General features: G+C 60.3%; 13 protein-coding genes. All 13 read right to left on the bottom strand.

Features of this window, described 5'->3' with window-relative positions:
- Positions 1 to 89 precede the first annotated feature (89 nt).
- The 13 genes from C1N60_RS04545 to cysN all read right to left on the bottom strand — a co-directional run bounded on the left by C1N60_RS04545 (position 90) and on the right by cysN (position 13252).
- Positions 90 to 716, bottom strand: coding sequence for a protein-L-isoaspartate(D-aspartate) O-methyltransferase (locus C1N60_RS04545; RefSeq protein WP_021507341.1), 627 nt, complete (start codon positions 714 to 716; stop codon positions 90 to 92).
- 385 nt (positions 717 to 1101) lie between these two features.
- On the bottom strand, positions 1102 to 2946 hold the full coding sequence (locus tag C1N60_RS04540; protein WP_394521450.1) for a glycoside hydrolase family 9 protein: 1845 nt from the start codon (positions 2944 to 2946) through the stop codon (positions 1102 to 1104).
- Between the two features lie 11 nt (positions 2947 to 2957).
- Complete coding sequence (locus C1N60_RS04535; RefSeq protein WP_152390527.1) at positions 2958 to 4349, bottom strand: OprD family outer membrane porin; 1392 nt, start codon at positions 4347 to 4349, stop codon at positions 2958 to 2960.
- 79 nt (positions 4350 to 4428) lie between these two features.
- On the bottom strand, positions 4429 to 5796 hold the full coding sequence (locus C1N60_RS04530) for a PTS transporter subunit EIIC (RefSeq protein ID WP_125310172.1): 1368 nt from the start codon (positions 5794 to 5796) through the stop codon (positions 4429 to 4431).
- A 30-nt stretch (positions 5797 to 5826) separates the two neighbouring features.
- Entirely contained in the window at positions 5827 to 6897 is a 1071-nt protein-coding gene (locus tag C1N60_RS04525) for an SIS domain-containing protein (protein WP_058771484.1), read from the bottom strand.
- Between the two features lie 158 nt (positions 6898 to 7055).
- Positions 7056 to 8099 carry a LacI family DNA-binding transcriptional regulator gene (locus C1N60_RS04520; protein ID WP_394521449.1) on the bottom strand — a complete coding sequence of 348 codons (1044 nt, stop codon included), beginning with the start codon at positions 8097 to 8099 and terminating at the stop codon, positions 7056 to 7058.
- 15 nt (positions 8100 to 8114) lie between these two features.
- Entirely contained in the window at positions 8115 to 9158 is a 1044-nt protein-coding gene (gene truD / locus C1N60_RS04515; RefSeq protein ID WP_394521448.1) for a tRNA pseudouridine(13) synthase TruD, read from the bottom strand.
- Entirely contained in the window at positions 9155 to 9637 is a 483-nt protein-coding gene (gene ispF / locus C1N60_RS04510; protein ID WP_031279680.1) for a 2-C-methyl-D-erythritol 2,4-cyclodiphosphate synthase, read from the bottom strand. The genes truD and ispF overlap by 4 nt, the downstream gene beginning before the upstream one ends.
- Positions 9637 to 10353, bottom strand: a complete 717-nt coding sequence (ispD, locus tag C1N60_RS04505) for a 2-C-methyl-D-erythritol 4-phosphate cytidylyltransferase (protein WP_021507349.1) — start codon at positions 10351 to 10353, stop codon at positions 9637 to 9639. The genes ispF and ispD overlap by 1 nt, the downstream gene beginning before the upstream one ends.
- A 3-nt stretch (positions 10354 to 10356) precedes the next feature.
- Positions 10357 to 10674: a cell division protein FtsB gene (gene ftsB / locus C1N60_RS04500; RefSeq protein WP_021507350.1), complete on the bottom strand. Its 318-nt coding sequence runs from the start codon at positions 10672 to 10674 to the stop codon at positions 10357 to 10359.
- A 170-nt stretch (positions 10675 to 10844) separates the two neighbouring features.
- Complete coding sequence (locus C1N60_RS04495) at positions 10845 to 11165, bottom strand: DUF3561 family protein (protein ID WP_021507351.1); 321 nt, start codon at positions 11163 to 11165, stop codon at positions 10845 to 10847.
- A gap of 54 nt (positions 11166 to 11219) precedes the next feature.
- Positions 11220 to 11825 (bottom strand): adenylyl-sulfate kinase, encoded by a 606-nt coding sequence (cysC, locus tag C1N60_RS04490; RefSeq protein WP_058775993.1) that lies wholly within the window; start codon positions 11823 to 11825, stop codon positions 11220 to 11222.
- A complete protein-coding gene (gene cysN / locus C1N60_RS04485; RefSeq protein WP_058771479.1) occupies positions 11825 to 13252 on the bottom strand; it encodes a sulfate adenylyltransferase subunit CysN in 1428 nt (475 codons plus the stop codon). Before cysN ends, cysC begins: the two co-directional genes overlap by 1 nt.
- Between the last annotated feature and the right edge of the window lie 5 nt (positions 13253 to 13257).

Below are 13257 nucleotides of genomic sequence, written 5' to 3'. Positions count from 1 at the left end.
AACGCGCTTTCGCATTGATTAACAAGGATAGTAACAATATCAACTGCGCCATGCCATGTAACGATTGTGAAGAAATACGTAAGATGGCTTTATGCCAGATCGCCCTGAACCAGCGGCACAAAGCGCACCGGCTCAATCGTTTCTTCAATGATTTCACCACCCTGACGACGCAGGCGCTTAAGTACCTGCTGGTCCTCACCCACCGGCAGCACCATTTTGCCGCCTTCTCCCAGTTGCGCTATCAGCGCAGTCGGAATTTCTGGCGGTGCGGCAGTCACAATAATGGCATCAAACGGCCCCCGCGCGGCCCAGCCCTGCCAGCCGTCGCCGTGGCGTGTGGAAATGTTATGCAGATCGAGCTGCTTCAGGCGGCGTTTCGCCTGCCACTGCAGCCCTTTGATGCGTTCAACCGAGTAAACGTGGTTAACCAGATGCGCGAGAATGGCGGTCTGATAACCCGAACCGGTGCCAATTTCCAGCACGCGCGAAGTCGGGTTCAGCTCCAGCAGCGCCGTCATGCGCGCCACCATATAAGGCTGAGAAATAGTCTGGCCGTTGCCAATCGGCAGCGCCACGTTCTCCCAGGCTTTATGTTCAAAAGCCTCGTCAATAAAGCGTTCACGCGGGACATCAGCGATAGCTTTCAGCAGATGCTCATCGTGAATACCCTGCGTGCGCAGTTGGGCCAGAAGCGTTTCGATGCGCCGGTTTACCATGCCGGGTTCACCTCAGCCTGGTACAGCCCGTCGCCTGCCCTCTTCCGCGCCACGCCGGCGCCAGGATCAACCTGTCGTAATGTCTTCACGCCAGGGAACACGCCAATGCCGGGAGTCTGAATTCCATCATCGTTGCTGAGCCGTATCCGCATCTGATTCTGACCTTTTTCATTAACCGGTCCACCGACCGCCGCGCCCGTTTTGCGCCTTCAGCGGCGCAAGCGGTCCTGCGCTGGCAGCACAAGGATGTTTGCATTCTAGCGGTGAGGCGCGGGAAGTGGTAGGCGTAAATCACGCAACCGTCGGCAGTTGTCGCAACAATAAGCAGTCCAACCGGACGGCAGGCAGTAAAAAGCCCGGCGTAAAGCCGGGCAGATTCAGGACATCAGTGACGATCCGGTAAGCTCACCGCATACAGATACCAGGCCGAGTGCGGCAGCCAGCCTTCTGCCCAGCGCCAGTCATCATCCTTGCGCGTAATCGCGTAGCCTTCATCAAAGGCAATACCGTCCGCCACCTGATTTGACGCACCGGTAATCCCGTTGACGATGCCGCCCGGCAGCGTGGTGTATTTCCACGAGTTGAAGAACAGATAGCTGATGTGGCGATAGCCGCTGCCGGTCAGCATGCTGACGTCGTACGGATTATGACCGAGGATCCAGTTGAGCTGATCCCAGGCATAGCTCTGCAGCTGCTGCGTAAAGGCTTTATCGTCCGCGAACAGCGGCATCGCCTGACGGGCGGCGGCGGCCAGCGAGGCGATACGCGCGTTTTCGCCCTGCCACCACGGCGCAGCTTCGCTGTCGTGCGGGAAGAAGAAGCTGGTGCGCTTCACGCCGTCTTTCAGCTGAATCAGCTGGCGCGCATAGCCAAACGGGTTATTGCTCTCTTTAGTCACCGCCAGCTCAAAGCCCAGCGAGCGTTTTATCGTCTGGCGGATGTTCGCCTGCTGCGCCTGCGGCGCGATACGCGCGTACTCCAGCAGCGCAATCACCGGCAGACCGGCATCGGACGGATGGAAGAACGGACGTTTTTCGCCGTCGGCACGCCAGTAGTCATGCCAGTTATCCAGCGACGTCAGTCGCGCCATCAGGCTCTCCGCGCGCTGCTGCGCCGCAGCCAGATAGACCGCTTTTTGCGAGGCACGATACAGTTCGGTAGCGGCCAGTAGCGCGGTGTAATCATCCACGATGTTCTCTTTGCCGTCGTTCACCATGCGCAGGTTATTTTTCTGCAGGAAGGCAAAGGCATCTTCTGCGGTTTGCAGATACTGCTGCCGCGTGAAGTTGCCGTCATTCTCCATGGTGCTGGCCAGCGCCAGCGCGGCAATTGACATGCCGGCACCGGAGCGGAAACTGGCCTGCCACGCCAGCGGGCCGACCGCCTCCTCTTCAACAATGGTGGAATCTGACTCCTTCTCTTTGATCTGCGTGCGCCAGTTGGGATTGGCGATCACCCGGTCCTGAGCCAGCTTCTCTTTGCCCGGCGATGAGATCGCCTGGAAGAAGGATTCCCCCGGCCGCTTCATGCGCACCAGGAAATCGGCACCGTATAGCCCTTCGTCGAGCATGCGCCGGCGATACTCATCAAAGTTCGGGTTATCCCGCGCCCCGAGATTTTGATAACCGCGCAGTAAGCTCCACGCCACCAGCGGCGCCTGCTGCGGATTGAAATAAGAGGTCAGATTCTGGTGCGACAGGTGCACGCCGTAATCGCCGGTGGCGTCATACCATCCGCCGTGGACGTCAACCGTGCCGCTGCCGGTGCCCGGTGGCAGCGGCAGTTTGCGGTCCGCCTTATCGAACAGGCCGGTGACGCGCTGGCTTTTGAAATAGGCAATCACATCGGACAGCGTATAGCGCTCGAGCAGATCGGCACCAATAATGAACGGCCCGGAGCGCACATCGCCGTCGCTGCTGGTGGTTTGCAGCACGTAGCGGCCCGGCGTTTGCCAGCCGGAGAAATCGGCACGATAGAAGGTGCGATCGCCCCAGCCCGGCACGTCACCCTGCGGCTGCAGCGTGCCGCTCAGCACCGCTTTATTGGTCTCATTATCCAGCAGGGTAAATTTCACCGGCGGCTTAGCGCGCGAGTCGCCGGTCAGCTGCACGATAGCGTTTTTCGGCGCGGCAACATCGTAGCCGACCTGATTGATTAAAACGTGGGTTTCGGCGTGCGCCAGCCCGGCCAGTAACAGCGCTGCGGTCAGCGCGGAGAAGCGAATCCTCATGGTCATCATCCTTAGTGTCGTGAGTGATTGAACAGGCTAAAAGGGGCAATCATCATGAATTTGACGTCCTTTTCATCCTGGAAAACGTTGCCATAGCCGCCGCCCCAGCTGGGGTTATCGCTATGATTGTTGTAGGCGGTGAGATGCAGCTTAAATACCGTGTCTTTGGCCCAGCCGGACTGCACCTGCCACACCAGATCGCCGTTGATGGCGGTTTCCGTCAGGCGCTGCTGCTGCGACCAGTCGCCGCCGCGCGCCGGTTTACCGTCCCAGCCCCAGGCAAACGAGCCACCGATGCTGACGCCCGGCCAGACGATGTCGCTGAGATCGATCATCAGGCCCGCGAACAGCGCTTTTTCGCCGTCGGCGTTGAAGTCAGAGCGCGAATCCCACCACATATCGATGCGGCCCGCGGAGTTGGGATAGATCGGCGTCATCGCCACGGTGTAGTAACCCTGTTTACCCGGTGCGTGTACTGCGCTGCCCTCGAGCCGGAACTGGTAGCGATCCCACTGGTACGCCAGCGTCAGGCCCTGCTGCCAGGCAAACTCATCGTAAACATCATGGCGACCGGTACGATCCTGCGAGCCGTAGAACTGCCAGCTGACGCTGAACGGGTTATCCCACAGCGTGGTCTGACGTGCCGCTTTGGCGAAATATTTGTCGAGATAATGCGGAGATTCACCCCACGCCAGCTCCAGCGTGTTGCCGTTTTTGAAGTCATACTTCGCGCCCAGCGAGTGCAGATAAGGAATGCGTGTTTGCCGATCGATTTCGCGAAACTCGTACATTTTGCGATACCACGGTGCTTTGTACTTGTTGGCACCCATCCACGACAGCGACAGCGCGCCGGCAGCGCCATAGTCATAGACCGCCCCGACTTCCACGCCCTGGTAGGTGCCTGGCAGAAATCCCCATTGGGTGCCAAGCAGCGTCTGACCGCTCGGCTGGATATAACCGGCCCGCAGCCAGTAGTCGCCGGCTTTGAGTTTCAGTGCGGCACGGTAGAGATCCAGTCCGCTACGTTCGCCAACGCCACGGTCTTCCCACATCGAAGGCCCGTGACTGAAGCTGATCTCGTTGGGATGCGCCGGGCTGCCTTCAAACAGATCCCAGGTGGCGAAGGCCGCCACATCAATGCCCACGGTATCGGCCAGATAGCCGGACTGATAATCGAGCGCGCCGGTCAGCGTGCTGTGATGCAGGTTGGTCTGATAGTGCTGATAGTGCGTGCTGTGCGGATCGAGATCTTTACGCTCACGGTGGCGCTGCCAGTAATAGACGGTGCCCTCCAGCGTGCTGTCTTCAACAAATCCTTCCGCCAGCGCCGGCGGTGCCGCGCCCAGCATCAGGGTGGCCAGCGGCAGCAGCGCTGCCTTTTTTCTCCTGGTGAATGTGTTCATGACCTTTCCTTAAGGTGCACGCGGCCCTGCGAAGCAGCCGCATGCGATTTCCCTGTTTTGGTGTTAACGAATCAGCGCATCAGGCGCCGGTTTTATTCACGCTGCGCAGCGTCCAGCGGCCGTAAATCAGCGTCAGAATGAATGGGGTGAGGAAAGCCACGGCAATTGCCGCCACTTCATAGATCATCTTCGACTCGGGGCCTTCGAACAGGCCGAGTTCAAACACGTTCAGCACCGGCAGGAAACTGTAGGTTTTCACCTGCAACAGCCCGGTGATGCCACCGCCGAGCGCCGCGCCGATGCAGCCGAAGATAAACAGCATGCGGTACTTGAGATTGACGCCGTACAGCGCCGGTTCGGTGATGCCAAAGAACGCTGACAGCGACGCCGAGATTGCAATCTGCCGGTCGCGCAGGCTGCGGGCGATGAAGATCGCGCCGGTAACCGCGCCAAACTGCCCCATCACCGCCGACATAAACATCGCCATGATGGTGTCGTAGCCCTGCACCTGAATATTGATCAGCGCCAGCGGGATGATGCCCCAGTGGACACCAAACACCACGAACAGCTGACCAATGCCCGCCAGCAGCGCGCCGGAGATCATCGGGCTGAGCTGATAGAGCCAGCTGTAGCCGCTGGCGATGCCGACGCCAACGTAATCTGCCAGCGGGCCAATCACCGTGAACACCACAAAGCCGCAAATCAGCAGCGACAGGCACGGCACAAACACCAGCGCTGCCACCTCGGGGATCCACTGTTTCAGTCGGTGCTCAACCTTGCTCAGCAGCAGCACCGCCAGAATCGCCGGAATCACCGCGCCGCCGTAAATCTTCAGGCTGATGCTCAGGCCGAACAGCGTAAAGTGCGCCGGCAGATCCGGCTGGGTGAGCGGAAACACCATCGCCGCCGTCAGCGCCAGCGCGGTGAAACGGCTGGCACCGAAACGGTCTGCCGCGGTAACGGCAATAAACAGCGGCAGGAAGACAAACACGCCGCTGGCCAGCGCGTTGAACATGGCGAACAGCAGGTCATCGTCCGCCACCCAGCCCTGCGTCTGCAGCAGCACCATGATGCCTTTGATCACCCCGATGCCGGCCAGTACGCCAATGTAGGGCGTAAAGATAGCGCCGAGCGTGGCCAGCATTTTGCCCGCAACGCCGCGCTCGTCTTTGCCGGGCTTCACCGGCTCGGCCACCGGCGCTGCGCCCTGCTGCATCGCCTGATACAGCTGTTCGACCTGCGGCCCGACCACAATCTGCAGCTGTCCGGACGCGTTCACCACGCGGATGACGCCCGGCAGGTTACTGATGGCCGGCATATCGACACTGGCCAGATCGTTTATCGTCAGCCGCAGTCGCGTGGCGCAGTGTGAAATATGGCTGATATTATCGTCGCCGCCGACCTGTTCCCTGATGGCCTGCGCCAGCTTCACGTAATCGAGTTTCATTGTTGTTATCCTTATGGCTCGCGCCCGGCGTTAGTCGTAATCACCCGGTTTGGTTTTGCTCTTCATCGCCACGCCAAAATCAGTGAATATGCGCTGCGGCAGATTATTGCCTTTGGCTTCAGCGATGTGATGCGCGAGGATCTGGAACGGAATCACCATCAGCAGCGGCGCCATCCATTCGCTGACCTCCACGCCGAGTGCCAGCGTGCGCGCATCATCGCTCTCCCCGAGACACAGACTCCAGACGTGCGGTGTCACGCGCTGCTCATACTGGCGCAGCAGCTGCAGGCGTTCGCGCACCGGCGCCTCGACGTCGATGAAGAACAGCCGGTGCTGCGGATTGATTTCGAAATAGGGGCCATGCATAAACGCTTCCAGTTCAATGCCCTGCGACGGCACGCGCACCGTTTCGCTGAATTTGGTCTCCATCTCTTTGATCACGCCAATCGCCGGACCAAAGCCAATCGAGATAAAGCGTGGCGCCGCAGTGAGATCGTCCTGCCAGCGCTGCCAGAAGCGCTCGGTGCGGGCGATGATATCCGGAATCGCGTCGACGCCGCGCTGCAGTTGCGCCAGCGCCTGCTGCTCCTGCTCTGCACTGAGGCGACCGCTGTGGCGCGCGCTGTGCACGCCAATCAGCATCAGCGTCAGGATCGTGGCGACATAGCCTTTGGTGACATAACCGACGCGCTCCTCGCCGTTCATGATGTCTACCGCGTGATCCACCGCCTGCGCCAGCGGACTGGTGATTTTGCTGGTGATGCCCCAGGTTGCCACGCCGTGCTGTTTTTTCAGCGCGTCGATCGCTGCCAGCGTCGAAGTGCTCTCGCCGCTTTGTGAAATCGCGATCACCAGATCGGTCGCCGGATCCCACTGCTCGTAATGCTGAAAATGAAACGGCTCCTGCACGCTGATGCGTACGCCGGTCAGTTGCTCAACGTAATATTTGGCGCTGAGCGCGGCGTTGATGCTGGAGCCGGTGGCCAGAATCAGCACTGTTTTTGCCTTGCCCAGCACCGGTAATCCCTGCGGATAGCACGCCAGCAGATGGCTCAGCACCTCGGGTTGCTGGTGGATGTAGGTCATCATGGTGGGTTTCATTACCGCTCCTTAAACTGTTTTCCCGCCAACCTGAAAACGTTTTCAGGTTGTGAGCCAACTTATTTAATGGCGCATATTAAGTCAACGTAAGGATCGTGAAATTGCGATCGCGCTAACAAAGCGCAACGAAAGCAGGCGGAACGTTTAAGGGGAGAAGATCAGGCGGATTCGCCGGGGATCAATACCGGCTTTAGCGGTGCGCTGCAGCGCGCGTGCGGGCTTAAGCTGCCGTCCAGCTGCGCCATCATCATGGTGATAATGTTTTGCCCCAGCTGCGGATTCTGGTGATCGACGCTGGTCAGGCGCGGGATAAAATACTCGCTGCCGGGGAAGCGCTCGCAGCTGATGACCGCGACCTGCTCAGGCACGTCAATGCCGCGATCGCGTAGCGCGCGGATCGCGCCCATCGCCACGCGATCATTGATTGCCACCAGCGCCTGCGGTTGCTCTGCCTGCTGCCACAGCGTATCAACCGCCTGATAGCCGTGTTCAGGATAGAAGTTATTCAGGCAGATCCAGCTGTCGCGCGGCGTAATGCCGGCCTGCTGCAGCGTGGCGTGGAAATGACTGACGCGCTCGCGCGTCACCCACACTTTGCGCGAGCCGCCAATAAACGCGATACCGCGCAGGCCGCGCGCCAGCAGATGATTCACCGCCAGCCCGACGCAGTGCTGCTGGTCGCGCATCACGCACGGCCAGCGGCCAGCAGGATGCGGCTGCCCCACCACCACCACCGCCATTTTGTCCATCAGCGATTCCAGCAGCGTCAGGTAACCGGCCGGAATCGGCGCATAGTCGCTGTGGCCGCCGAGCACGATCACCCCATCGATCTGGCTATCGATAATCGACTGAAAAATCGCGCTTTCATCATCGTCGTGCTGAGGGCTGCGGTTGGCCGACTGGGTATCGTACAGGGTGATTTTGTAACCGATGGCCAGACAGGCCTGCTGAATCTGCGCCACCAGCGTGACGAAGTAAGGGTTAGTGATGTCAGAGACGATCACCGCGAGGGTGTAGCTCTGGCGCGATATCATGCCGCGCGCCATCAGGTTGGGGCTGAACTGATGCTCGGCGATCACCTGCTCCACCCGCGTGCGGGTTTTTTCCGACACCCACGCATGCTTGTTGAGCACGCGCGAGACGGTGGTGATCGACACACCGGCGAGTACGGCAATATCCTTGATGGTAAGATTTTTGCTCATGGTCGCCGGGTTCGCTTATTCGTCGCCGAGCGGGGCCGCCACGCCGTTGCTCAGCAGCTCACGCACTACGCTGGTGGCAAAACTGCCGGCCGGCAGCCAGAACTGCAGCTCGAGCGTGACGTCATCCCACCAGTTCCATTGCAGATCTTTCGGCACCACCAGCATGGCGCGCCGCGCGGCATCGACGCGTTCACGCTCCAGCAGGCCGAGCAGATCGGCCGCGCCCGCCAGCTGCTGCTGTTCAAACGCCAGCGTTTCGCCCTGGGTGCCCGGCTCGCCGCGCCCGGCCAGCGGCGCGGTGATGCGCAGCTCGTGGTTATCCACACGCTGCTGCAGCGCATGTAACTCTTCCGTCTGAGCAACAAACCAGCTGCCGCGCCCGCTGAGCTGTAGCGCATCACCGGGCTGCACGCGATCCAGCGCACCGTCACGCTGCAGACGCGCGCTGGTCAGCTGATTGAACAGCTGGCTGCGCGCCGCCGACAGCAGAATGCCTTTCATACTGCGGTCGCGTGGACGGAATTTCTCCTCTGCCCACAGGCGCGCCTGCGTCAGGTTATTGCCGCCGCGGCCAAAGCGCTGTTCGCCAAAGTAGTTGGGCACGCCCTGCTGCTGAATTCGCTGCAGCCGCGATTCCACCTGCGCGCGATCGGACACCTGACGTACCACCAGACGAAACGCATTGCCCGCCAGCGCGCCGGTGCGCAGTTTACGCTTGTGGCGAATCACCTGCAGGATCTCTACGCCTTCCAGCTGGAAGCCGGCAAGGTTGGGCATCGCCGTGCCCGGCACGCGGAAGCACAGCGTCTGCTCGGTGACCGCGTGGCGATCTTTCATGCCGGCATAGCTGAGATCGCGCTGATGCACGCCGAGGAATTTGGCGATTGCCTCAGCGACAAAACGCGTGTTGCAGCCAATTTTGCGGATGCGCACCAGCAGCTGTTCGCCTTCGCCATCATAGGGATAGCCGAGATCTTCAATCACTACGAAATCTTCGGGACTGGCTTTGATCACCCCGGTAGCAGCGGGTACGCCGTGCAGGTAGAGCAGTTCACTCATGCCCGATCGGCCTTCACCAGCAGCGCCACGGCTTCGCAGGCGATGCCTTCACCGCGACCGGTGAAGCCCAGCTTCTCGGTGGTGGTGGCTTTGACGTTGACATCATCCATGTGGCAACCGAGATCTTCGGCGATGTTGACGCGCATCTGCGGCACGTGCGGCAGCATTTTCGGTGCCTGAGCGATGATGGTGACATCGACGTTGCCGATGCGGTAGCCCTTCTGCTGGATGCGGCGCCAGGCTTCGCGCAGCAAACCGCGGCTGTCGGCGCCTTTGAATGCCGGATCGGTGTCCGGGAACAGTTTGCCAATATCGCCCATCGCCACCGCACCCAGCAGCGCGTCGGTCAGCGCATGCAGCGCCACATCGCCGTCAGAATGCGCAATAAAGCCCTGTTCGAAGGGAATACGCACCCCGCCAATCACCAGCGGACCTTCGCCGCCAAACGCGTGCACGTCAAAACCGTGACCGATACGCATCATGCGTGCTCCTTTAACTGAATCTGAGTGAGATAGAAGGCCGCCAGCGCCAGATCTTCCGGCCGCGTTACCTTAATATTGTCGCTGCGTCCGCTGACCAGCTCAGGATGATAACCGCAATACTCCAGCGCCGAGGCTTCATCGGTGATGGTCGCGCCTTCATTGAGCGCGCGCGTCAGGCAGGCGGTCAGCAGCGCATGCGGGAAAAACTGCGGCGTCAGCGCATGCCATAAGTCATCGCGTTCAACGGTATGCGCAATGGCACCTTTGCCGGGCTCCGCGCGCTTCATGGTGTCGCGCACCGGTGCCGCCAGAATCGCGCCGACTTTGCTGTGCTCACGCACCGCCAGCAGACGCGCTAAATCATCGGGATGCAGACACGGCCGCGCCGCGTCGTGCACCAGCACCCAGGCGCTGTGGCGGATGGTCTGTAATCCGGCCAGCACCGATTCGGCGCGGGTTTCGCCGCCGGTGACGCGCAGCACACGTGCATCCTGCGCCAGCGGCAGGCTATCGAACCAGCCGTCATCCGGGCTGACTGGCACCACCACCTGCTTTACCGCCGGATGCGCCAGCAGGCGCGCCACGCTGTGTTCGAGCAGGGTTAATGGACCGATAGTGAGATACTGCTTCGGACAGGCGGCCTGCATGCGGCTGCCGATACCGGCAGCCGGCACCACGGCAATCACATCCGCAGAGGAAGAGAGCTGATTCATGGTTTATCGTTGTTGATTTTGCGCCGCTTGTTGCGCATTACGTTTGTTTTGGTCTGGCACCAGACGATAGAAAGTCTCGCCAGGCCTGATCATGCCCAGCTCGCTGCGTGCGCGTTCCTCAATCGCCTCTGAACCGCCATTGAGATCGTCAATTTCGGCAAACAGCTGATCGTTACGCGCTTTGAGTTTGGCGTTATTCGCCTGTTGTGACGCCACGTCTTCGCTGACGCGCGTGTAATCATGGATACCGTTCTTGCCCAGCCACAGGGAGTATTGCAACCATCCCAGCAGCACGAGCAGCAGTAACGTCAGTTTTCCCATCCCCGCCCCCTGAAAAACGGCTCAATCATCCCATAACTTGACGCCGGACTCCACTGCGGCAGCGAAAATGGCGCGCAAGCAGATTTGTCTGGACAAATAATGACGGGGAAAGCACCGGACGGCAGGTAAAGTTTTGTAACCTGCCGATGCGTTTGCACATCAGCGCCGGATTACCAGCCGGAGAGAAAGGAGAACAGCAGCCAGAACAGGCACACCACCACCAGGGCGGTAATCAGGCCGCTCCACCACAGCCGGCCACGCAGCATCAGGCTGAGCACGATGCCAATCAGCACCGAAACCGGCAGCAGCGCGAGGAAAAAAGGCCAGGTGTAGAGAAAGAAAAACAGCGTGTTAGAGCCGTACAGCAGAAACGGGATGCCCAGCGCACACCAGTACGAGAGAAAGCCGATCACGCCGCCCGGCAGCGATGAGCGTGGCTCATCCGGGGTGCGTTCATCTTTGCGTGCCAGCATGGGGGTAACGTTCTGCATAGAGATCCTGTTGACGCTAAAGCGCGGCAAACCGTGAGATTTGCCGCTGTCGGTTCAGGATCTGATGATATCGTGGTGGCGCAGCAGGTCTAACAATTGGCCGGTCAGTTTTGTAACCAATTGTTCACCATCCAGCTGGATTTCCGGCGCGTCCGGCGCCTCGTAAACGCTGTCGATACCGGTGAAGTTACGCAGCTCGCCGGCACGGGCTTTTTTATACAAGCCTTTCGGATCGCGCGCTTCGCACACCGCCAGCGGCGTATCAACGAACACCTCGATAAACTGCCCGTCACCGAGCAGATCGCGCACCATCTGGCGCTCGGCACGGTGCGGCGAGATGAACGCCGTCAGCACCACCAGTCCGGCATCCACCATCAGTTTCGCCACTTCACCCACGCGCCGGATATTCTCTTTGCGGTCATCATCGCTGAAACCGAGATCGCGGCACAGGCCGTGACGCACATTGTCGCCGTCCAGCAGATAGGTGCTGACGCCCAGCCGGTGCAGTGCCTGCTCCAGCGCACCGGCCACGGTGGATTTACCCGAGCCAGAGAGCCCGGTAAACCACAGCACCACGCCACGATGGCCGTGCTGCTGTTCGCGCTCAGTGCGCGTGACCGGGTGGTCATGCCACACCACGTTTTCGTCGTGCTGCGCCATTACTGACCGCCCAGCAGGTCGCGCGCGTTCCAGTGCGGGAAGTGACGGCGCACCAGCGCGTTCAGCTCCAGCTCGAAATCACTGTACTGGCCAGCCTGACTGCGCGCGGCGCTCAGCGGCTGATGGATCATGCCGGCGCCAACGGTCACGTTGCTCAGGCGATCGATAAAGATCATGCCGCCAGTCACCGGGTTCTGCTGGTAAGCATCCAGCACCATCGGTTCATCAAACGTCACTTCTACCAGACCGATGCCGTTGAGCGGCAGGCTGTCGACCGCGCGTTTTTCCAGCGTATTGATCTCCACCTGATGGAGAATCTTTTCGACGCGGCCACGCGCTTTCTTGCCAGCAATTTTCACTTCATAGCTTTGTCCCGGCTGCAGTGGCTGTTCCGCCATCCACACCACGTCGACGGTCGCGGACTGCACCGCCTGCAAATCGGCTGCGGCATCCACCAGCAGATCGCCACGGCTGATGTCGATCTCATCGTTCAGCACCAGGGTAATCGCCTCACCGGCGGCCGCCTGCTGCAGGTCGCCGTCAAAGGTGACGATACGCGCAACGCTGGATTCCACACCGGACGGCAGCACTTTCACTCGCTGGCCGACGCTGACCACGCCCGATGCCAGCGTACCGGCATAGCCACGGAAGTCGAGGTTCGGCCGGTTAACATACTGCACCGGGAAGCGCATCGGCTGCGTGTCGACCACGCGCTTCAGCTCTACCGTTTCCAGCACGTCGAGCAACGTCGGGCCGCTGTACCACGGCATGGTTACGCTCGGGGTGGCGACGTTATCGCCTTCCAGCGCCGACATCGGCACAAAGCGGATATCAAGATCGTCCGGCAGCTGCGCGGCAAAATCGAGGTAATCCTGTTTGATCTGCTCGAAGGTCTCCTGGCTGTACGCCACCAGATCCATCTTGTTGATCGCCACCACCAGATGTTTGATGCCCAGCAGCGTGGCAATAAAGCTGTGGCGACGGGTCTGATCCAGCACGCCTTTGCGCGCATCGATCAGCAGGATCGCCAGATCGCAGGTTGAGGCACCGGTCGCCATGTTGCGGGTGTACTGCTCGTGCCCCGGCGTGTCGGCGATGATGAACTTGCGCTTCTCGGTGGAGAAATAGCGATAGGCCACATCGATAGTGATGCCCTGCTCGCGCTCGGCCTGCAGGCCATCAACCAGCAGCGCCAGATCGAGTTTCTCGCCCTGGGTGCCGTGGCGTTTGCTGTCATTGTGCAGCGACGACAGCTGATCTTCATAAATCTGGCGCGTATCGTGCAGCAGACGGCCAATCAGCGTACTTTTGCCGTCGTCGACGCTGCCGCAGGTGAGGAAACGCAGCAGGCTTTTGTGTTGTTGCGCGGTCAGCCAGGCTTCAACGCCGCCCTGCTCGGCAATCTGTTGGGCAATAACGGTATTCATCGGCG

The sequence above is a fragment of the Pantoea sp. SGAir0184 genome, from assembly GCF_043544755.1.
This window is presented reverse-complemented; position numbering and strand designations above follow the sequence as displayed.

Bases quoted from the DNA above. Each gene is read 5' to 3' on its own strand.
- C1N60_RS04545 (WP_021507341.1), bottom strand. From the start codon at position 716: ATGGTAAACCGGCGCATCGAAACGCTTCTGGCCCAACTGCGCACGCAG.
- C1N60_RS04540 (WP_394521450.1), bottom strand. From the start codon at position 2,946: ATGAGGATTCGCTTCTCCGCGCTGACCGCAGCGCTGTTACTGGCCGGG.
- C1N60_RS04535 (WP_152390527.1), bottom strand. From the start codon at position 4,349: ATGAACACATTCACCAGGAGAAAAAAGGCAGCGCTGCTGCCGCTGGCC.
- C1N60_RS04530 (WP_125310172.1), bottom strand. From the start codon at position 5,796: ATGAAACTCGATTACGTGAAGCTGGCGCAGGCCATCAGGGAACAGGTC.
- C1N60_RS04525 (WP_058771484.1), bottom strand. From the start codon at position 6,897: ATGAAACCCACCATGATGACCTACATCCACCAGCAACCCGAGGTGCTG.
- C1N60_RS04520 (WP_394521449.1), bottom strand. From the start codon at position 8,099: ATGAGCAAAAATCTTACCATCAAGGATATTGCCGTACTCGCCGGTGTG.
- truD (WP_394521448.1), bottom strand. From the start codon at position 9,158: ATGAGTGAACTGCTCTACCTGCACGGCGTACCCGCTGCTACCGGGGTG.
- ispF (WP_031279680.1), bottom strand. From the start codon at position 9,637: ATGCGTATCGGTCACGGTTTTGACGTGCACGCGTTTGGCGGCGAAGGT.
- ispD (WP_021507349.1), bottom strand. From the start codon at position 10,353: ATGAATCAGCTCTCTTCCTCTGCGGATGTGATTGCCGTGGTGCCGGCT.
- ftsB (WP_021507350.1), bottom strand. From the start codon at position 10,674: ATGGGAAAACTGACGTTACTGCTGCTCGTGCTGCTGGGATGGTTGCAA.
- C1N60_RS04495 (WP_021507351.1), bottom strand. From the start codon at position 11,165: ATGCAGAACGTTACCCCCATGCTGGCACGCAAAGATGAACGCACCCCG.
- cysC (WP_058775993.1), bottom strand. From the start codon at position 11,825: ATGGCGCAGCACGACGAAAACGTGGTGTGGCATGACCACCCGGTCACG.
- cysN (WP_058771479.1), bottom strand. From the start codon at position 13,252: ATGAATACCGTTATTGCCCAACAGATTGCCGAGCAGGGCGGCGTTGAA.